The organism is Ralstonia sp. 22086, assembly GCF_052045975.1.
GTDB classification, from domain to species: domain Bacteria; phylum Pseudomonadota; class Gammaproteobacteria; order Burkholderiales; family Burkholderiaceae; genus Ralstonia; species Ralstonia wenshanensis.
Genome location: NZ_JBQEPZ010000003.1, coordinates 630,961 through 649,916 on the forward strand (window position 1 = coordinate 630,961; position 18,956 = coordinate 649,916).

The 18,956-nt window shown below is 61.4% G+C and carries 17 protein-coding genes; 5 read left to right on the top strand and 12 right to left on the bottom strand.

From position 1 onward, the window contains the following. Positions 1-38: 38 nt before the first annotated feature. The 8 genes from ACTJK6_RS16140 to ACTJK6_RS16175 all read right to left on the bottom strand — a co-directional run bounded on the left by ACTJK6_RS16140 (position 39) and on the right by ACTJK6_RS16175 (position 8,894). On the bottom strand, positions 39-3,287 hold the full coding sequence (locus ACTJK6_RS16140) for a pilus assembly protein (RefSeq protein ID WP_440839548.1): 3,249 nt from the start codon (positions 3,285-3,287) through the stop codon (positions 39-41). 30 nt (positions 3,288-3,317) lie between these two features. After that, positions 3,318-3,893, bottom strand: a complete 576-nt coding sequence (locus tag ACTJK6_RS16145; RefSeq protein ID WP_322017601.1) for a pilus assembly PilX family protein — start codon at positions 3,891-3,893, stop codon at positions 3,318-3,320. A 2-nt stretch (positions 3,894-3,895) separates the two neighbouring features. Beyond that, a complete protein-coding gene (locus ACTJK6_RS16150) occupies positions 3,896-4,933 on the bottom strand; it encodes a PilW family protein (RefSeq protein WP_440839549.1) in 1,038 nt (345 codons plus the stop codon). Then, a complete protein-coding gene (gene pilV / locus ACTJK6_RS16155; RefSeq protein WP_440839550.1) occupies positions 4,930-5,532 on the bottom strand; it encodes a type IV pilus modification protein PilV in 603 nt (200 codons plus the stop codon). Before pilV ends, ACTJK6_RS16150 begins: the two co-directional genes overlap by 4 nt. Beyond that, positions 5,529-6,002 carry a GspH/FimT family pseudopilin gene (locus tag ACTJK6_RS16160; RefSeq protein ID WP_232040960.1) on the bottom strand — a complete coding sequence of 158 codons (474 nt, stop codon included), beginning with the start codon at positions 6,000-6,002 and terminating at the stop codon, positions 5,529-5,531. The genes pilV and ACTJK6_RS16160 overlap by 4 nt, the downstream gene beginning before the upstream one ends. Before the next feature lie 8 nt (positions 6,003-6,010). After that, complete coding sequence (locus ACTJK6_RS16165) at positions 6,011-6,448, bottom strand: type IV pilin protein (protein ID WP_260802136.1); 438 nt, start codon at positions 6,446-6,448, stop codon at positions 6,011-6,013. A 196-nt stretch (positions 6,449-6,644) separates the two neighbouring features. Continuing rightward, positions 6,645-7,784 carry a PilT/PilU family type 4a pilus ATPase gene (locus tag ACTJK6_RS16170; RefSeq protein WP_260802137.1) on the bottom strand — a complete coding sequence of 380 codons (1,140 nt, stop codon included), beginning with the start codon at positions 7,782-7,784 and terminating at the stop codon, positions 6,645-6,647. Positions 7,785-7,850: 66 nt separating this feature from the next. After that, positions 7,851-8,894: a type IV pilus twitching motility protein PilT gene (locus tag ACTJK6_RS16175; protein WP_024974790.1), complete on the bottom strand. Its 1,044-nt coding sequence runs from the start codon at positions 8,892-8,894 to the stop codon at positions 7,851-7,853. A gap of 122 nt (positions 8,895-9,016) precedes the next feature. Here ACTJK6_RS16175 and ACTJK6_RS16180 point away from each other — a divergent pair, with 122 nt between their 5' ends. Further along, the gene (locus tag ACTJK6_RS16180) at positions 9,017-9,733 is read left to right on the top strand and encodes a YggS family pyridoxal phosphate-dependent enzyme (RefSeq protein ID WP_440839551.1); all 717 of its coding nucleotides are present in this window, start codon (positions 9,017-9,019) and stop codon (positions 9,731-9,733) included. Between the two features lie 30 nt (positions 9,734-9,763). Next, a complete protein-coding gene (proC, locus tag ACTJK6_RS16185) occupies positions 9,764-10,588 on the top strand; it encodes a pyrroline-5-carboxylate reductase (RefSeq protein ID WP_440839552.1) in 825 nt (274 codons plus the stop codon). A 525-nt stretch (positions 10,589-11,113) separates the two neighbouring features. On the opposite strand, the gene ubiA is transcribed toward proC, so the two are convergent. The 4 genes from ubiA to ACTJK6_RS16205 all read right to left on the bottom strand — a co-directional run bounded on the left by ubiA (position 11,114) and on the right by ACTJK6_RS16205 (position 15,279). Continuing rightward, on the bottom strand, positions 11,114-11,989 hold the full coding sequence (gene ubiA, locus ACTJK6_RS16190) for a 4-hydroxybenzoate octaprenyltransferase (protein WP_232040965.1): 876 nt from the start codon (positions 11,987-11,989) through the stop codon (positions 11,114-11,116). Positions 11,990-12,056: 67 nt separating this feature from the next. Further along, positions 12,057-14,234 (bottom strand): catalase/peroxidase HPI, encoded by a 2,178-nt coding sequence (gene katG, locus ACTJK6_RS16195; RefSeq protein WP_440839553.1) that lies wholly within the window; start codon positions 14,232-14,234, stop codon positions 12,057-12,059. A 127-nt stretch (positions 14,235-14,361) separates the two neighbouring features. Then, the gene (locus ACTJK6_RS16200; RefSeq protein WP_045202616.1) at positions 14,362-14,862 is read right to left on the bottom strand and encodes a Dps family protein; all 501 of its coding nucleotides are present in this window, start codon (positions 14,860-14,862) and stop codon (positions 14,362-14,364) included. Between the two features lie 174 nt (positions 14,863-15,036). Further along, the gene (locus tag ACTJK6_RS16205; protein WP_260802141.1) at positions 15,037-15,279 is read right to left on the bottom strand and encodes a hypothetical protein; all 243 of its coding nucleotides are present in this window, start codon (positions 15,277-15,279) and stop codon (positions 15,037-15,039) included. A 760-nt stretch (positions 15,280-16,039) separates the two neighbouring features. On the opposite strand from ACTJK6_RS16205, the gene ACTJK6_RS16210 reads away from it, so the two are divergent. The 3 genes from ACTJK6_RS16210 (at position 16,040) to ACTJK6_RS16220 (ending at position 18,954) form a co-directional block, all read left to right on the top strand. Then, positions 16,040-17,248 carry an AAA family ATPase gene (locus ACTJK6_RS16210; protein WP_440839554.1) on the top strand — a complete coding sequence of 403 codons (1,209 nt, stop codon included), beginning with the start codon at positions 16,040-16,042 and terminating at the stop codon, positions 17,246-17,248. Between the two features lie 347 nt (positions 17,249-17,595). Further along, the gene (locus ACTJK6_RS16215; protein WP_440839555.1) at positions 17,596-18,372 is read left to right on the top strand and encodes a metallophosphoesterase; all 777 of its coding nucleotides are present in this window, start codon (positions 17,596-17,598) and stop codon (positions 18,370-18,372) included. A 291-nt stretch (positions 18,373-18,663) separates the two neighbouring features. Further along, on the top strand, positions 18,664-18,954 hold the full coding sequence (locus tag ACTJK6_RS16220) for a hypothetical protein (protein ID WP_440839557.1): 291 nt from the start codon (positions 18,664-18,666) through the stop codon (positions 18,952-18,954). The last annotated feature ends 2 nt before the right edge of the window (positions 18,955-18,956 follow it).

The following is an 18,956-nucleotide window of genomic DNA, read 5'->3' on the forward strand; positions in this document are numbered from 1 at the left end:
TGTAACGGCCCGCGCTGGGCGGGCCGTTGAGGCAGAAGTTAGGGCTTCTTGTCGGTTTCAGAGAACCAGAACGTGCGCTTGCGTTTGCCGAGGCCCTTGGGGACGACCTTCACCGGGGAAAGTGCTGATCCGCCACCGCCTGAACCCGTTTGGTTGCCGCAGCCGAAACATACAGGCACAGAAGAGGTCGTGCCGTTGCCATTATTGATCAGGACAACGCCATAGACGGACGAGGGTGGAAAGCCACCACCGTCGAGAACGACAGAGCGGTTCGGATTTTGCCCTGTACCCGTCAGGAAGCCGACCGAATACGTGCGCGCGACACCCAGGTTGGGATAGCACTGGCCCGCCGTGGGGATAGCAGGCGTGTTGGTCCCGAACGTGGTGTATCCGGCAACGGTCAGTGGTGCGTTCACCACCTTCTCTCCGGGGTTGGGCAGCGTGATGAAGAAACCTGACCCCGATCCGTCGTACGCCAGCGTTGACGCATCGAACAGGTTGGCTTCGGTGATCGGAGTCCAGCTCGCGGGCATGCTGCCGAGATTCGGATCCTTCACCATGTAGAACCGGTTGACCACGTTGTAGGCCGTACCCGGCGTCGTGTTGGAAGAATAAAGCGGGTGCTCGCGATCGCCCGTGCCAGCCATGATGGCGTTGTAGGCGGAGGTGGGCACCACGTCGGGAGCATAGAAGAACTTGCGCGCGTTATTGGTGTTGGCGGCGCCGCCCAGGGTTGCGAGTTTGGTGATCGTCCAGTTGGAAGGCGTATTGCCAGCCGAGGTCTGGAAATCGACGCGCCAGATGTTGCCGCCGACATCTCCGGCGTAGGCCATTTGGATATAGCCGCTGCCCGTACGGTCGACCACCGTGACGTCAGACGGAATGGATCGCGTCAGTCCGGTGTTCTTCACGCACACACCCGCCATGCCGGAACAGTTCGGAAGCGCGCTCCATACCGGTGCACCCGTGTAGGCATCCAGCACCACGATCCCGCGGCCCATCGTATCGGTACCAGGAGCCGGATCACTGTCTTCGGAGGCTGCGTCATAGCCGGCGCCCATGATCAGCAGTGGCCCGGAGTATCCCGCTACCGTCATCAGGCGCGGCTTTGACCAAGTCTGGCCGAGCTCCGGAATATCGCTATTGCTGCGCGACCACAAATATTGCGGACTCATCGGATTGGTCACGTCCAACGCATAGATCAGGTTCCCGCCGCGACGTGCGGTCAGGTAGATGATCGTGCGCGGGCTTCCCGGATTCCGCTGGTCCTGCATGACGGTCGTGCTGCCGTCAAAGAAATCGTCGCGCGGCGTCGGCGTCGGCGAGATGCCGCTCGGCGTCGTGGACAGCTTCACTTCCGGCGAGTTGGCATAGAGACGGCTCAGCTTGCCGATGAACTCAGGCGCAATGAAGCCCCACAGTTCACCGCCGGGACGGACACCATTGATGCCCATGCTCTGATTCGCATTGACGGCATGGAACACGCCATCATTGGCGCCATAGAACGCCACGATGCCGATGCTGCCTCCATAGTTCACGACGACGGGGCGTGAATGCAGGACGTCGCCATGAACCGAGCTTCGCACCGTCACGGATCCGCCCGGCCCGGTCTCGGCTTCCTGCCCGGCGCCGGTGCTGGCCCCGCCGTCAAGCGCATACACGTCGCGCCCGCGCACCCAGTTGATCAGATAGTTCTGCTGCGCCGAGGTGATCGTCGGTGCCCCGCTGGAACCGGAATTGATCGCGTTCAACCCGTTGGTACCCGCGAGCCAATTGTTGGACGTATCGAATGACGGCATAGCGGTGCCGGCTGGACATGTTCCCACGCCGTTGCACGTATAGAGCGTCCGTCCCGATTGGCTGGTCACGTTCTGGGCGCGCAACATCTCGCCGGCACCGCCCTTTTCAACGATCTGGCCGTCAGGCGAATCCAGGTTCCAGCCCACGCCGGATGGGCTGTTCTTCCAGAAGCCGTTGCTTGGCCAGCCGGATACCCCCGATGTCCCATAGCTGGTCGCCCCGAACGTTAATGGCGGATCCTGCGTCCAGAAGCTCACCGCTGTGGGTGCAATGAAGCCCGTGCCCGCACTGCTGATGGCTGGGTTTCCGAGAGAATCCTGCAGGACGATATTGCCGCTCGTGTCGTACCCGACCTGGTACTGCTTGAGGTTACCCATCCAGCGCGGTGCAGCCGTGGCATCTGGCCGGAACATACCGATGTAGACCTGGCTCAGGAACTGACCTTGGGTGTTGACCGCAGCTGGCAGACTGACCGATGCGAAGACACTGTTGACGGCCTGGATTTCATTGAGGATCGACAGCAGGGCCTGCTGCAATCCTTGCACGTCGCCAAGCTGAATGGTGTAGGCCTTGCCGCCACCGTTGGTGGCCATGCTGTTGTCGAACGCGACGTAGTCGGGGTTCTTGCCGTCCGTGACCGTGATGGCGTATGTGACGACGTTCTGCGGATTGGCCGAATTGGCCGTCCCCTGCAGATCGGTCTGATACATGAAGCGCGCCCACTCGTCGCCCCAGTTGCTCTGGTACTTGTTGTACGTCGGGATGACGATCTGCTGAAGCTGCGACGAAGTCGGGGTCGGCGCGGCAGCCGCCAGCGCGTTGTACATCTGCGAATCGCTTTCAGCCGGGTGGCCGCTGTTGGTCGCATTTCCGATGTAGATGATGAAATTGCGCTGGCACGGATCCGTGAGGGGCGACGTGTACTGGTTGCCCGACAACGCAATCATCTTGTTGAGCGAGGAATGGTATCCGTAATAAAAGGACCAGGCCTCCTGCATCGCGCCCGACGTCTGAACGTTGTTGCCGTTCAGATCGCTGGGAAACTGATTCTGCATGTACGACAGGAAACTGTTCACCCCGTTGCCGTCCATTGGCTGCAGGGTTTGGGCGGACGGCGAGCTTGCAGACGGGAACCGGAAGATGCCGCCAGGGCTCTTGGGGTCGAACATCATCAACCCGAGGTTCAGGTTACCCAGCAGCGGCGAAGTACTGTTGATCGACTGGATCGCCCCATACAGCGCGCATTGCTCGGCGCCAGAACTCTTCTTCGGATTGGCGACCGTCAGACCTTGCGCAGAACAAGTAAAAGTGGCGTTGGCGTCTGAGTTCGCGCCATCGTCAAAGACGATCAGTACGTTGGGCTTGCCAGCGTTCTGCTGCAACCCCGTATAGAGGTCAATATCCTCGGCGCCTGCTGGCTGGGATCCCAGCGCGAGCATGAAGGTGGCCGCAGCGGTCAGGGCGATACGTTTGGAAAATGTGCGCATGTCAGTCTTCCTGGCTTGGCGCGTGCGGGCTTAGGGGCACAACGTGCCGGTCAGGACCCGTACAGCGACACCCTGATGTAAGGTGGTGTTCGTATTTGTTGCGTTCGCATCGTTGACCGTGGCGGAGACGTCCCATTGCGTCGCGCTGCAGTTCGACATCCCGCCAGGGGTGCCCGCCTTGGTCAGCAGCCCCGTATCCGAATTGGTATTCACGCCGCCAAAGCAGGATGAATCGTTGGCGAAATTTGGGTTGGCCGGGTCCAACGTCAACTGGGTGTTGGAGATCTGCTTGGTGGCCAGGCATGTGGGCGCCGCCACCTGCGCTGTATAGTCCGGCTTGCCATCTCCGTTGACATCCACGGGCACATTGACGGCCGCAGCCGCAGGGTTGCCGGTGAAGTCGGAACTGATGACCTGCTCAATACCCTGCTGCGCAGCGTTGCGCGCTTCCAGGCCGTATTGCTGGTTGGCGGCGATCTTGGTGTTGATCACACCCGAATTCATGATCATCACGACGATGCCCATGAAGATCGCCAGGAAGATCAGCGTGACAACAAGCGTCACGCCCGACTGACGTGCCGATTGGCGAACCGAAAAGCGCCGCATGGCTACTCCCGTGGGCCGGCTACATTGGCGACGCGTGCGAGTTCCGCATAGACGTGTCGCTTATAGCCATCGTTGAAAGGGGCGGTGAGCGTGCCGCGGCCCATGTCGTAGGACCGCGTGTCGGTCCAGCCCGGCGACACGCCTAGCGTGCGCGCGAGCACGTTGATGCGTACGGCGGTCACGTTGCTCCAGTTCGTCGCAGCGGATGCGGTCCAGTTGTAGCCACTCACGGTGGTGCAGGCGGCGCTGTTGTCGATGCCCGGATTGGCGACATAGCAATCGGGCGAACCGTTGCCGTCCATGTCTACGCCGTAGGCGAAATGCACGTCGTCGATGCCCTGGGCGATTGAGTTGGGCGGCTGCAGCGCCCCATTGGAGAACTCGACCATCTTGAGCGTGGGAATGCTGTCGCCGCCCGGGCCGCAGCGGTCGCACGTAGCAAGGTAGAACGCTCGCACACTGACTTGGCGCAGCGGGGCAGCATTTGCGCAGGTTTTGTCTTTCAACACGAAGTCCGCGCTGTTGCTGCTGAAGACAAAGGGAGCGGTGTCCGTACTGCAGAACGAGTCCTGCAGATAGGCCTGCCCTGCCGCTACGGCACTCGCAGAGGTGACGACGCTCGACACGCGCCGCACCACCAGGATTTCCGAGTTGGGCGACAGGTTGAGCAGGCATGGCGCCGCGTTCGCACCGGGTACGTAGCCGTAGATGGCAACCGGTACCGTCGCGGGGCTGTTGGTAAAGCCCAGTGCATTGGTGGCGCTTGCGCACACATCGGGCGTCGCAAGCGCTGAGGTTCCCAGCAGATTCAGATCACCAAGGAAACCTCCGAGCCCGACTTCCTGGCTGATGATGTCGAGCGCATAGCGGCCGTTCTCGATCTGCGTGGCGCTGTTGCCCAATTGCACACGCGATTGCGAGGTCGACGCATACAGGCTTGCCAACGCGGTCAGCAACAGCAGCCCCAGCGTCATGCCGACCATCAGTTCGATCAGCGACATCCCGCGCTGCAGACGCCGCGAAGTCCGATTGGACGTCATGACAGCACCCCCATGCGCACCTGCACGCTAATGGCGCGCCGATAGGCGTCGTTACCGTAATTGTTGCTGCCGCTGCCACATGGCAACGCCGGCGCCACGGTCTGCACCAAGCCTTGCCATGCGACGGTTACGCGATAGATCTGGTTGACCGTGTCGATGGCTTCGATGCAGCCGCGCGCGCCGATCATGGCGCCCAGGGCAACGGTGCCGCTCGCGGCAGTCTCCGTATTGCCGAGCAGCGCATTGTTCCAAGCCGCGAGATCGGTTGTGACGGAGGCTTGCTGGGCGGCCGTGCCGGTCGTGCAGCTGGGCGCCGAGACACCGCCCGTGCCAACCGTGGTGATTACACCGGGCGCGGCGTAGCACGAGGCCACCTGGCGGTTGGCATTGAGCCGCGCAGCCATGTCCTGCAACAGCGTCAGGGCCTGCACGCGCTGGTAAGACTCCATCTCGGACTGGTTCGAGCGGACCATCATTCCGGCCGCGCCCAACAGCGCCACCAGCAGGATCACGACCGAAATCAGGATCTCGATCAGGGTCGACCCGCGCTGCCCGCGCTTGCCGAACCGGCGATGTGACAAATGTGCGATGGCGCTCATGAGCACGTCCCTGAAACCACGGCGACGCGGCCGGTGCCGCCCACCTGTACGCAGCTTGACGAGACCGATTGCGACGCGCTCGTCGGCGTGACCTGGAACGTGACGCCGCCCGCAGTGGGCCGGCCATCGTTGCCGAACGACAGCGTGTTGCCGTTGCTCGCTGCAATGGTGACGCCGTTGTAAGGGCCGAACGTGCGGATCACCGTGGCAGGCGTGCCCGCCATCAGCGTCCAGCCGGCCGCCCAAGTGCTGCTGGTCGATACGGTGACGATGGTGTTCTGCTTGACTGCCTCCGCCCGCGCCAACGACACGGCGGACGACAGGTCAAACGACGCATTGCGCGTGGCCTGCGTCGCAATCATTCCGGAGAACGACGGCACGGCAATCGTCACGAGAATGGCGAGCACGGCCAGCGTGACCATCAGCTCCGTCAGCGTGAAACCTTGAATGGGCTTGCGCAGGATCTTCATGGCTCGCCTCACTTCCAGCAGTTGGATGCGCCAGTGGATGCCGCTTTGGCACCCGTGTTCGTCAGGGTGAGCGTGCCGCACGCGGTGTCGTTCACCTGCTGCGAACCCTGCGGAGCCGCTGCCAGCTGGTAAGACGGCGGCACGCTGCTGGCGCTCAGCGTGAACGTGTAGTTGGACGAAACGTTGGCCGGCACGTTGCTGGCGTATTGCAACGTGGCCAGATTCGGCGCGTAGGCACGGTTGTCGAGCAGGAAACGCTCCTGCGCGGCCGCCACTTCCTGCATGAAGGATTCCGCCGCTGCCCGATTGGAGCGGACGATGTACTGGACGTAGCTGGGATACGCAATGATCGCCAGGATGCCGACAATGGCCACTGTGATCATCAGCTCAATCAGCGTAAAGCCCCGCGCCGCCCGCGCGCGCTGACACCTCGGCTTGCTTGCCACGTTTTTACCCACCCGGATTTGCTGTTGCTTTTATGTTTTGATGCGTGCCTGCCGATGACTTGGCAGCCCCGCTCACCGCTTAAACGGCAATTCTCAGCAAATATTAAGGAAAGATCATGACGACCGGGTGGCCTTCCGAGCGGCGCAAACGTTATGCGCCGCAAATTACCTCAAATGGTGTAGCGCTTTCGACACATCACACGACGTTGAGATGTTCAGTGCCGGCAGACAGGTCTGTTTGCCCACCACGCTTGCTGTGCAGCTTGATCTGCAGGCGCAGATCGTTGAGCGAGTCCGCATTGCGCAGCGCGTCTTCGTAGGTGATCTTGTTTTCTTCGTACAGCTCGAAGAGCGCCTGGTCGAACGAGATCATTCCCTGCTCGCGGGATTTCTTCATGACCTCCTTCAGCTCGTGCACCTCGCCCTTGAAGATGAGGTCTTGCACCAGCGGGGTGGCCAGCATGATTTCGACGGCCGGGACGCGCCCCTTCCTGCCCTGACGCGGCAGCAGGCGTTGCGCGATCATCGCGCGCAGGTTCAGCGACAAGTCGATCAGCAGTTGCTGACGCTTCTCTTCCGGGAAAAAGTTGATGATCCGGTCGATGGCCTGGTTCGAGCTGTTGGCATGCAGCGTAGCAAGGCACAGGTGGCCGGTTTCCGCGTACTGGATGGCGTATTCCATCGTGTCCCGGTCGCGGATTTCGCCGATCAGGATCACATCCGGTGCCTGGCGCAGCGTGTTTTTCAGCGCCACGTGCCAGGACTCGGTATCCACGCCCACCTCACGCTGCGTCACCACGCAATTCTGGTGCGTGTGCACGTATTCCACCGGATCTTCAATGGTGATGATGTGGCCGTATGAATTCGCATTGCGATAGCCCACCATTGCCGCCAGCGACGTGGACTTGCCCGACCCCGTGGCCCCCACCACGATCACCAGCCCGCGCTTGCTCATCACGATCTCGTTGAGGATCGGCGGCAGGTCAAGCTCGCCCAGCGTCGGAATCTTCGTATTGATGGTCCGCAGCACCATGCCGGCGCGGCCCTGCTGCATGAACGCCGACACGCGGAAACGCCCCGCGCCCGGCGCCGTGATGGCGAAGTTGCATTCCGAGCTGTCTTCGTACTCGCGCAGCTGCTTCTCGTTCATGATCGACTTGACCAGACCGATAGCCTGTGTGGCATTCAGCGGTTGCTGCGAGATCGGCGTGACCTTGCCGTCCACCTTGATCGCGGGCGGAAATTCTGCGGTGATGAACAAGTCCGAGCCACGGCTGTTCACCATCAACTGCAAGAGTTCGTGGATGTATTTGGTGGCGGCTTCGCGGTCCAGCATGGCGTGCCCCTCCTGAAGAGAATTGGAAAGCGCGCCGACGTGTCAGTCAGCGCATCAGTTCGCGTATCAGCTCGCGAACGCGTCCGGGTTCTTGGCGATGGCGCGCGCGTCTGCGTAGTTGATCGCCGAGCGCTTGATCAGCTCCGACAGGCACTGGTCGAGCGTCTGCATGCCCATGCCACTGCTGGTCTGCATCATCGAGTACATCTGCGAGATCTTGTTCTCGCGGATCAAGTGACGGATGGCCGGCGTGGCAATCATGATCTCGTGCGCCGCAATCCGCCCCGAACCATCGCGCGTCTTGAGCAGCGTCTGCGAGATCACCGCCTCCAGCGATTCGGAAAGCATGGTCCGGACCATCTCCTTCTCGTCCGACGGAAACACGTCGACGACCCGGTCAATGGTCTTGGCGGCCGAGCTGGTGTGCAGCGTGCCGAACACCAAGTGGCCGGTTTCTGCGGCAGTCAGCGCCAGGCGGATGGTTTCAAGGTCACGCAATTCGCCGACCAGCACCACGTCCGGGTCTTCACGCAGTGCCGACTTCAGCGCATTGGCGAACGAGTGGGTATGGGGCCCGAGTTCACGCTGGTTGATCAGGCTCTTCTTCGATTCGTGCACGAATTCGATCGGGTCCTCCACCGTGAGGATGTGGCCCATGTCGTTTTCGTTGCGGTGGTTGACCATCGCGGCAAGCGTGGTCGACTTGCCCGAGCCGGTCGGGCCCGTGACGAGCACCAGACCGCGCGGCTTCATCGCCAGATCGGCAAACACGGCGGGGGCCTTCAGGTCATCCAGCGAGAGCACCTTCGACGGAATCGTCCGGAACACGGCCGAAGCACCGCGGTTCTGGTTGAAGGCGTTGACCCGGAAACGCGAGAGGCCGGGGATCTCAAACGAGAAGTCGACTTCCAGGTTTTCTTCGTAGACCTTGCGCTGCCCGTCGCTCATGATGTCGTACACCATGGAGTGCACGTCCTGGTGCGTGAGCGGTGGCACGTTGATCCGGCGCATGTCGCCGTGGATCCGGATCATCGGCGGCAGTCCGGCCGACAGGTGCAAGTCCGACGCCTTGTTCTTGGCGGAAAACGCCAGAAGCTGCGCGATGTCCATCTTATAATGACCCCCGACTTTTTTATGTCGCCCGGGCGTCGCAAAGGAGCCTCCAGACGCGCTCCGAGCCGTTGATTTGACGTGCCGGAACCTTGTTTATTTGTAACAAACGTCGCCGGATTATGTCTGTAATCGCCGCCAACTTGCAAGCCGTGCGTCAACGGATCACAACGGCCTGCACACTGGCTTCGCGCGATGCTGCGGCTGTCACATTGCTGGCCGTTTCCAAGACGTTCGACGCCGATGCCGTACGCGCCGCCCATGCCGCAGGGCAACGCCTCTTCGGCGAAAACTACGTGCAGGAAAGCGTCGCCAAGATCGACGCGCTGGCCGACCTGCGCACGGGCCCCGACCCGATCCGCTGGCACTTCATCGGTCCCCTGCAGAGCAACAAGACGCGCGCCGTGGCCGAGCAGTTCGACTGGGTACATAGCGTCGATCGCCTCAAGATTGCCGAGCGGCTGTCGGCCCAGCGCCCCGATACCTTGCCGCCGCTACAGGTCTGCCTGGAGATCAACATCAGCCGCCAGGCCAGCAAGCATGGCCTCCTGCCCGATTTCGATGAAGTGCTTGCCGTGGCACAAGCCGTGTCGGCCCTACCCCGCTTGCAGTTGCGCGGCCTGATGGCCGTGCCCGAGCCCAGCGATGACCCTATGGCCCAGCGCAAGCCTTTTGCGGATCTGCGTGCCCTGGCAGGCCGCCTGCGCGAGGCTGGCATCCCGCTCGATACCTTGTCGATGGGCATGTCTGCCGACCTGGAAGACGCGATTGCCGAAGGCGCCACGATTGTGCGCGTCGGCAGCGCCATCTTCGGGGCGCGGCAGTATGCCAACGCCTGAATTCCTGTTTTCTTTCACACCACCACTCTCATGCTCGACACTCTGAAACTCGGCTTCATCGGCGGCGGCAACATGGCGGCGGCCCTCATCGGCGGCCTGATTGCCAAGGGGGCGCACGGCGCCAACATCGTGGTGGTGGACCCGACCGAGCCCGCCCGCAGCCGCGCCGAGCAGACCTGGGGCGCCCGCACCGCCGCCGCCCCAGGCGCAGAACTGGCCGACCGCGATGTGATCGTCCTGGCAGTCAAGCCGCAGCAGATGCGTGAAGTCTGTGCGCAACTCGCACCGCATCTGGGCGACAGCCTGGTGCTGTCGGTGGCGGCAGGCATCCGGATCCAGGATCTGTCGCGCTGGCTGAATGGCCATGCACGTGTCGTGCGGGCGATGCCGAATACGCCTGCGCTCTCCGGTCTGGGTATGACGGGCCTAGCCGCCAACGCTGGCTTGTCCGACGCCGACCGCGCAACGGCGAGCGCCATCGCCAATGCCGTCGGCAAGAGCGTTTGGGTGCCCGCGGAGGCGCAGATTGATGCGGTAACCGCCATCTCGGGCAGCGGCCCGGCGTACGTGTTCTATTTCATCGAGGCGATGCAGCAGGCGGCGCAGGAGCTGGGGCTGTCGGCTGAAGATGGGCGCACGTTGGCAGTCGAGACGTTTATTGGCGCAGCCACGCTGGCAGGCCAATCGTCTGAGCCGGTTGAGGTGCTGCGTGAGCGCGTGACATCCAAGGGTGGGACGACTTATGCGGCGCTCACTTCAATGGAAGGGGCCGATATCAAGGCGGCATTTGTGCGGGCGATGCATGCTGCGGCGGCTCGGGGGAAGGAGATGGGGGAGGAGTTTGGGAGGGATTGAGGGTTGTTGGTCCATCCCTTGTTTCACCCCCTGCCGGGGGCGACTCACTTTCTTTGTCTTGCCAAAGAAAGTAAGCAAAGAAAGGCGCGCCCGATGCGGCGAAAGACTCCTTGAATTTATGTCGCAAGGAGGGGAAGGGAAAAACTCGCTGCGCTCAGACAGTTTCCCTTCCTTTGTCCTCCTTGCAACAGAAATTCAAGGCGCCGCATAGGGCAGGGAAAATCAAAGGAAAAAGCCACACCATCTGAGCACAAGCCCAAACGACAAAGGCCAACCGCGCGATGGGTTGGCCTTTGTCTTTTGACGTTAGGCCCTTGATGGCGCCTTGAATTTTTGTGAGCGGGCGGAAAAAAGAGGGAGGCCTGTCTGAGCGCAGCGAGTTTGCCTCCCTCTCCGCACGGTCACACAAATTCAAGGGGAAGTCGCCATCCCGGGCGCGCCTTTCTTTGCTTACTTTCTTTGGCAAGACAAAGAAAGTGAGTCGCCCCCGGCAGGGGGTGAAACAAGGGATGCACCACCAAGCCCCTAGCGCAGCAAATACGCCCCCACCACCCCGGCAAACAAACAAGCCCCTAACCAATTGTTATGCCGGAAAACAAAAAAACACTTCATCCGATCTCGCGTCTGCAACATCGGGTAATACCAAAGCGACAACGCAACGGCAGCGGCAAACCCGATCCAATACGCCATGCCTAGCCCCATCACATAGCCAGCCCAGGCCATGATCCCGAAGAAGCCGACGTAGCAGAGCATGATCGCCACCACGTCGTAGCGTCCGAAAGTAATGGCCGACGTTTTGATGCCGATGACCAGATCGTCATCGCGATCGACCATCGCGTATGCGGTGTCGTAGGCAATCGCCCAGAACACATTGCCGGCAAGCATCAGCCACGCCAGCACCGGCACCTGATCCTGCACCGCTGCATACGCCATCGGAATCCCAAATCCGAACGCAATGCCCAGGTACGCCTGCGGGATTGCGAAGAACCGCTTGAAGAACGGATACGTGCCGGCAATCACGATGGCCGCCACCGACATCCACTTCGTCAGCGCGTTGAGCGGCAGGATCAGCGCGAAGGCGATGAGCGACAGCACCGCGGCCACCGCCAGCGCTTCCCACGGGGCGATCAGGCCCGCAGTGATCGGCCGCTCCTTGGTGCGTTTGACGTGCTTGTCAAAGTCGCGATCGGCCCAGTCGTTGACCGCGCAGCCGGCTGAGCGCATGAGGAAGGTACCGACCGTGAAGATCACCACCAGCGACAGCGGCGGATGACCATCAGCCGCCATCCATAGCGCCCACAGCGTCGGCCACAGCAGCAGCAGCGTGCCGATCGGTTTGTCCATCCGCATCAGGCGCGCATAGAGCACGAGGCGGCTGGGTTGGGCAGCGGACGATTGCATGGAACTCACCAAAGAAAAATGGCGCCTGCACGAGGCAAGGCGCCATTTTAGTCCCGCCGATAGCAGCTTAGGCGGCGGCCAGATCGAACCGGTCGAGATTCATCACCTTGACCCACGCGGCCACGAACTCGCTGATGAAGCGCTCCTTACCGTCGGCACTGCCGAACACCTCGGCCAGCGCACGCAGGATCGAGTTCGAGCCGAACACCAGATCGACGCGCGTGCCGGTCCACTTGCGCTCGCCCGTCTTGCGGTCATAGCCCTCGTAGATGTCGCCGGCGGGCTTCCACTCGGTGCTCATGTCGAGCAGGTTGACGAAGAAATCGTTCGTCAGCGCGCCGGGCGTGTTGGTAAAGACACCGTGCTGGCTGCCATCCGCATTGATGTTGATGGCGCGCAGGCCACCGATCAGCACGGTCAGTTCAGGGGCGGTGAGCGTCAGCAACTGTGCCTTGTCGAGCAGCAACACTTCGGCCGGCATCGCGTAGTCGGCTTTCTGGTAGTTGCGGAAGCCGTCGGCCACCGGTTCGAGCGGTGCGAACGAGGCAGCGTCGGTTTGCTCGGCCGTTGCATCAACGCGGCCCGGCGTGAACGGCACGGTGATCGTCGTGCCAGCCGCCTTGGCAGCCATTTCGATACCGACGCTGCCCGCGAGCACGATCACATCAGCCAGCGAAGCCTTGCCGGAGGCGCGCTGAATCTCCTCCAACTTGGCCAGCGTGCCGGCCACCGGCTGGTTGGCCGCCCAATCCTTCTGCGGCGCCAGGCGAATGCGCGCACCGTTGGCACCGCCGCGCTTGTCCGAACCGCGGAATGTCGAAGCCGACGCCCAGGCCACGGCAACCAGCTCGGATGCCGACAGGCCCGAAGCAGCAATCTTCGCCTTGAGGTCGGCGATATCGGCCTCGGTCGGCTTGGGCGTGGCGGCCGGCAGCGGGTCTTGCCAGATCAGGTCTTCACGCGGCACTTCGGGGCCAAGGTAACGCGACTTCGGGCCGAGATCACGGTGCGTGAGCTTGAACCAGGCGCGCGCAAAGGCTTCGGCAAACGCCTGCGGGTTGTCCAGGAAGCGGCGCGAAATCTTTTCGTACGCCGGATCGAAACGCAGCGACAGGTCGGTCGTCAGCATGGTCGGCTTACGCTTGGGCGAATCGGGCGTCGGGCCCGGAATGATCGTCTCGGCGTCTTTGGCCACCCATTGCAGCGCGCCGGCGGGGCTCTTTTCCTGTACCCATTCGTACTTGAACAGGTTCTCGAAGAAGAAGTTGCTCCATTGCGCGGGCGTCTGCGTCCAGGTGACTTCGAGCCCGCTGGTGATGGCATCCGCGCCCTTGCCGGTACCAAAGGTGCTGGCCCAGCCCAGGCCTTGCGCTTCCAGCGGCGCGGCCTCGACATCGGCGCCAACGTGGCTTGCCGCACCTGCGCCGTGGGTCTTGCCGAAGGTGTGACCGCCGGCAATCAGTGCGACGGTTTCTTCGTCGTCCATCGCCATGCGGGCGAACGTCTCGCGAATATCACGAGCGGCGGCCAGCGGATCGCCGTTGCCGTCCGGGCCTTCCGGGTTCACGTAAATCAGGCCCATTTGCACGGCGGCCAAGGGGGTCGCAAGATTGCGGTCGCCCGAGTAGCGGCTGTTGGGGTTGTTGGTGGGTGCGAGCCACGCGGTCTCGCTGCCCCAGTAGACGTCGTCGTCCGGTTCCCACGTGTCTTCACGGCCACCGGCAAAGCCGAAGGTGCGGAACCCCATGGTCTCAAGTGCCACGTTGCCCGTCAGGATCAGCAGGTCGGCCCACGAGATGGCCTGGCCGTACTTCTGCTTGATCGGCCACAGCAAGCGGCGCGACTTGTCGATGTTGACGTTGTCGGGCCACGAATTGAGCGGTGCAAAACGTTGCTGGCCGCGCCCGGCACCACCACGGCCATCGCCCGTGCGGTACGTGCCGGCGGCGTGCCACGCCATGCGGATGAACTGCGGACCATAGTGGCCGAAGTCTGCCGGCCACCAGTCCTGTGAATCGGTCATCAGTTTGCGCAGATCTGCCTTGAGCGCTTCGTAGTCGACCGACTTGAAGGCTTTGCGGTAGTCGAACTTCGCGCCGAGCGGGTTCGACTTTTCCGAGTGCTGATTCAGCAGATCAACACGCAGTTGGTTCGGCCACCAGTCCTTGTTGGCCGTACCGCCACCGAAGGCGTGCGAAGCAGCGGGAGCATGGCCGGAAAACGGGCATTTGGCTTCAGTCGTCATGATTCTCTCGTTTAGGTCATGGGGTTGATGCCGCCCCACCCGCAACACAACGGGCTCGCGGGAGGGGCGCAATTCGCTGCTGTCAAAACGCCTGTCGCAAACGTGGCGAACGGCCGTCAAGTCAGCCTTAAGCCAGGAGCGAGCGCAGCATCCACGCGGTCTTTTCGTGAATGTCCATGCGTTGCGTCAGCAGGTCGGCGGTCGGTTCGTCGGCGGCCTTGTCGACATCGGGGAACAGGCTGCGGGCGGTTCGGGTCACGGCTTCGTGGCCGGCCACCAGTTCGCGCACCATGTCCATCGCCTCGGGAATGCCCTTCGACTCCGGAATCGACGACAACTTGGCGAACTCCGAATACGAGCCCGGCGCGGGGTAACCCAGCGCGCGGATGCGCTCAGCCACGGGGTCGACGGCATTCCATAGTTCGTTGTACTGCGTCTCGAACATCAGATGCAGCGTGTTGAACATCGGGCCGGTGACGTTCCAGTGGAAGTAATGCGTCTTCAGATACAGCGAGTAGGTATCGGCCAGCAGGCGCGACAGACCTTCTGCGATCTTCTTGCGATCCTTGTCGGCAATGCCGATGTTGATCTGGGCTGCGGCAGTCGCGCCGTTGTTCTTCTTTGCCATCTGGATTCCCCTATGAGGTGGTGTGCAAAAACGCGATGCCCTTGCCTTGATTCAGCGTGGGGCCACGCGTGCTTCGAGCCTTCTTTCGGTTGCCGCTCGCGCAGCAAGTTCCGATCGTCGCATCGTCCCATGACGAAACGCACAGCGGATGGCAACCGAGCATCAGGCCGGTCATCAGACCATGAGCTGCACCATACCGTGCAGGAGCACGATCATAGCGCCGGCAGCCACGATGGTTAGACCGATCTGCTTGCGCACCCACTTGCGTTGAAGGCGGGCGGATTCTGCAGCGCGCGTACCGAGGCCCGCCGCCGCACTGCCGGGCATACCGGACAGCGTCGGCACCTCTGCCTGCGACGCGCGCACGGCGCCCGCAAACCCCTGCCATTCCGAAGCGAACATCCGCACCATTGCCATGCTTTTTCTCCTTGCAACCACACGCGTTCCTGAAGCCCGTACGACAAGCCCGGGCGGCTTCATGCCTGCTTCAGGTCAGTGCGATTCACCATAGGCAGCGAGCCATTCCAGCACGGTCGCGACGGTGTTCGAGGCAAGCGACAGGGACATGACAGGCTCCAGGGTGATCGGGCAGTGAGCGATGCGCTCACCATGGAACACAGCTTACCTACGCGCTATCGATGCGTATATTTGATTGTTTTTATCTATCAATTAGACGTGCGCTATGGCCGCCATGGATGACGGCTGTTGGCATAGCGAAGAAAATTAGAAAATATCGAAGTAGACTAGAAAATATCGAAGCTGGAAATGGCAGGATTTCCCATTAAACCCTTTGCTATAGCCATTCCATGCGTTTTCTCTGCTCCCAAAAATGATGCGGCGCACAATTTGATATGCGACGCATCCGCGCGTCGCGGCCATCTGGCCACAACTTTCACCGCGACTCGATACTTCGCCGGATAGCCCCAAACCACGTGGTGTTGTAGGGTTGAGCAACATAGCAACACCGGCGCAATCTCACTCTCACCTCTCCATGGCTGCCAAGGACATTCACCGTCACCAATCGACCCACGCGGCCGGTTCGGGCAGCCTCGCGTTCGTTCCGCTCGAACGAACCCGTACGCGAATAGCCGGCTGATCCTCAGCCTCGATTGGTCCCGGCATTGTCCGGTTCGACAACTGCGGCTACATGCCGCCAGTTCGCGTATGGAGAATCATCATGTCTGCTCCCGAGCACTCCTCGGAGCATCCCCCTGGGTTCTTGCCCTTAGGCGATCTCGCAGCACTGCGCAGCGCCGCAACATGGCGGTTGCTTATCCCCTCGGACACGCGCTCGGCTCTTGCCGCCGCCCGGCAGGACAATGAACCCAAGGAGGAGATCCCTGGATTCTCAGTTGAGGAACCGTCCACAATTGCGTCGGCGGCGCACGCACCTGCGCCTCGTCGAGCCAAGCCCGGGCATGTTCTTATCTTTGGGCCCGAGGCGCTAACGCTCGCCAACGTGAACTTGCGAGGTGCCGACCGCTACCAGCGGGATTACGCACAGACATTGTTGGAGCAAGCCAGCACCAATGACGGCTACCGCGCGCTGCCTCGTACCCGCTCGGCACTGAAGAAGCTCGCAACAGCCCAGACGTTGTTCGGCAACCTGCGCGAGCCAATTCAGAAGCTGAAGATTGATCTCACGCTTATCGGCGCAATGCGGGCGAAGGACTTTCGCGTTCGTCCGATCCTCCTGACAGGGCAACCTGGCGTGGGCAAAACGCATTTCGCGTTGAAGTTGGCGGAGATTTTGAATGTGCCGATGCGAAAGTGGTCTGCTGGAAGTGCCCAAGCAAGCTTCCAACTGACGGGCGGCGATAGCGCCTGGCACCACGCTCGGCCGGGGATGATTGTTGAGATGCTTGCCAGCGGCAAGTCGGCGACACCTGTCCTTATCCTGGACGAAGTGGACAAGATTGGCAGCGATGGCCGCTACCCGGTTACGCCAGTACTGCTGGATCTACTTGAGTCGGGAACAGCGAGCGCGTTCCAAGACGCGTTTTTCCGCATGACATTTGACGCCAGCCGAATCATCTATGTCCTGACAGCGAACGATCCCGACGCTGTGCCTCCGCCACTACTGAGCCGCGTAGAGGTATTCGACATCCCGGCACCCGAGCCCGAGCAACGGCTGCAGCTCATCTTGGCGGAAGTTCGTCGGCTGCAGCGGGCTACCGGCAAACGCATTGAACTGGACGCCAGTGCAGCAGAAGCCTTGTCAGAGAGAAGTGATGTCGATCTGCGCGCAACGCATCGCTTGGTGCAGGACGCGTTTGCGACAGCAATGGCATCAGGAAAGGCCTTCGCCGTGCTCAAGGTGCCGCGGCGTGCTGCGCGGCTGACGATCGGCTTCGTAGCGGATGGCCAATCGGGCGAGCGAGCCTAGGGCGTGGCGACATTGAATCCGCTGATGTCCAACAACTTGCGCTGCTGGAAGGCAGCCTGAGCAGGGTCACCCCTTTGAACGGCACGCTCGGCCGCGAAAGCGTGGAGGGAGTACTCTTGGGGCACGACAAATGGAGCAAGCCATGGCGGCAGACAAACTCGGCCGATTCATGACCAGCGGCACATTCCTGGAACGTGCGAACGCGGCAGTGGCTAAGGCAGTGCGTCGCCTCGAAAAGCGAGGCATCGCACCGGCTTACATCCAGCGCCAACCAAGCCAGCAATCGAAAGTTGGCGCTGGACCGGGCGACAGTCCTCAAGAAGCAAGCTCAGGCGTTCCTGGACAACATGAATCTCCTCGTTCTAAGTGACCTTCATCTCGAATTCTCCCCCCTCGACATCGACACGACCGAGGTAGACGTGATCGTGCTTGCCGGCGACATTCATCTTGGCAAGCGCGGAATGCCTTGGATTGAAGCCCAGAGCCGCGGCCTGCCGGTCATCTACGTGCCCGGCAACCACGAGTTCTACAAAGGTGAGCACAGTCGAGTGCTTCGAGATCTGCGTGCGGCGTGCGCCGCGACGCCGAACGTCCACCTTCTCGACATGGACAAGATCATGATCGGGGACGTGGAATTCCTGGGCGCCACGCTCTGGACAGACTTCGCTTTGTACGGAGGTACAGAAGAAAATGTGCGCACCGCCGAAGGCTACGCTGGTCGAGGCATGACCGACTTCACCGGGGCCATTCGTTTTGAATCGCACGGGGTGTTCAGAAAATTGCAACCGCGGGACACGACACGGATGCACCACGTCGCACGCGACTGGCTCCGCACGGAACTGATGTCCCCTTCACAGTGTAGGCGGGTGGTCGTTACCCATCACGCCCCTTCGGCCAAGAGTGTCTCGTCGCGCTATCAAGATGATCCGCTGACGTCTGCATATGCGAGCCGCATGGATAATGTGGTCCAACTGGCCGATCTATGGATTCATGGCCATATGCACGACAGCTTCGACTACAGCGTTGGAGCATGTCGGGTCGTTTGCAATCCCAGAGGCTACACACCCAAGGGAAGAAGCGTCGAAAACACCTCATTCGACCCGGGATTGACTGCGCAGATCTAGGTCACTCGGTACCGCCCTAGAAGGACACTTTTCAGCCACGCCGACGCAGCGGCGACCCTGTCGTTCTCAAAACGCAGCATTAAAACGCAACAAAACGTAGCGAAAAGCAGAAAATAAGCGTTGCGCTTTGTGAATTCCGTTGCGTTTTAGTGTTAAGCGCGCTAAACTCCCCGCAGATACAATGGGGAGAGTGGGATGCCTAGGGTTGCCCAGGATAGTCAGTTGTTCGAACGGGTCCAGGTATTTGTAAAGGCGTGCGGAGGCATTGGTAACGCTGCGGAAAGATTAGAAATGGACCGCAGCAGCTTGTGGCGCTTTTGCCGATCTGGCGGACGAGCAATAGAGCGCACCCGCTCCCGCTTGACTGAAGGTTTGGCTCGCGAAAATAACGCAACAAGCCCAACAGAAAACGCAACACCGGTATCAGCAAGCAGTTTGACGCCGGAAATCTCGATGGAAGAACTCGTGCGCATGCGAGCATTTTTCCAAACCATGGTCGCACTTGTTGACGCGTACACACGGACGAGTCCCGATCTGCCGCAAGACCAGACCCAGCAGGCACTCGGCGTGCGTACTAACTGATC

Excerpts from the sequence above, each read along its gene's own strand:
- ACTJK6_RS16140 (WP_440839548.1), bottom strand. The coding sequence starts at position 3,287 with ATGCGCACATTTTCCAAACGTATCGCCCTGACCGCTGCGGCCACCTTC.
- ACTJK6_RS16145 (WP_322017601.1), bottom strand. The coding sequence starts at position 3,893 with ATGCGGCGCTTTTCGGTTCGCCAATCGGCACGTCAGTCGGGCGTGACG.
- ACTJK6_RS16150 (WP_440839549.1), bottom strand. The coding sequence starts at position 4,933 with ATGACGTCCAATCGGACTTCGCGGCGTCTGCAGCGCGGGATGTCGCTG.
- pilV (WP_440839550.1), bottom strand. The coding sequence starts at position 5,532 with ATGAGCGCCATCGCACATTTGTCACATCGCCGGTTCGGCAAGCGCGGG.
- ACTJK6_RS16160 (WP_232040960.1), bottom strand. The coding sequence starts at position 6,002 with ATGAAGATCCTGCGCAAGCCCATTCAAGGTTTCACGCTGACGGAGCTG.
- ACTJK6_RS16170 (WP_260802137.1), bottom strand. The coding sequence starts at position 7,784 with ATGCTGGACCGCGAAGCCGCCACCAAATACATCCACGAACTCTTGCAG.
- ACTJK6_RS16175 (WP_024974790.1), bottom strand. The coding sequence starts at position 8,894 with ATGGACATCGCGCAGCTTCTGGCGTTTTCCGCCAAGAACAAGGCGTCG.
- ACTJK6_RS16180 (WP_440839551.1), top strand. The coding sequence starts at position 9,017 with ATGTCTGTAATCGCCGCCAACTTGCAAGCCGTGCGTCAACGGATCACA.
- proC (WP_440839552.1), top strand. The coding sequence starts at position 9,764 with ATGCTCGACACTCTGAAACTCGGCTTCATCGGCGGCGGCAACATGGCG.
- ubiA (WP_232040965.1), bottom strand. The coding sequence starts at position 11,989 with ATGCAATCGTCCGCTGCCCAACCCAGCCGCCTCGTGCTCTATGCGCGC.
- katG (WP_440839553.1), bottom strand. The coding sequence starts at position 14,234 with ATGACGACTGAAGCCAAATGCCCGTTTTCCGGCCATGCTCCCGCTGCT.
- ACTJK6_RS16200 (WP_045202616.1), bottom strand. The coding sequence starts at position 14,862 with ATGGCAAAGAAGAACAACGGCGCGACTGCCGCAGCCCAGATCAACATC.
- ACTJK6_RS16205 (WP_260802141.1), bottom strand. The coding sequence starts at position 15,279 with ATGGCAATGGTGCGGATGTTCGCTTCGGAATGGCAGGGGTTTGCGGGC.
- ACTJK6_RS16210 (WP_440839554.1), top strand. The coding sequence starts at position 16,040 with ATGTCTGCTCCCGAGCACTCCTCGGAGCATCCCCCTGGGTTCTTGCCC.
- ACTJK6_RS16215 (WP_440839555.1), top strand. The coding sequence starts at position 17,596 with ATGAATCTCCTCGTTCTAAGTGACCTTCATCTCGAATTCTCCCCCCTC.
- ACTJK6_RS16220 (WP_440839557.1), top strand. The coding sequence starts at position 18,664 with ATGGACCGCAGCAGCTTGTGGCGCTTTTGCCGATCTGGCGGACGAGCA.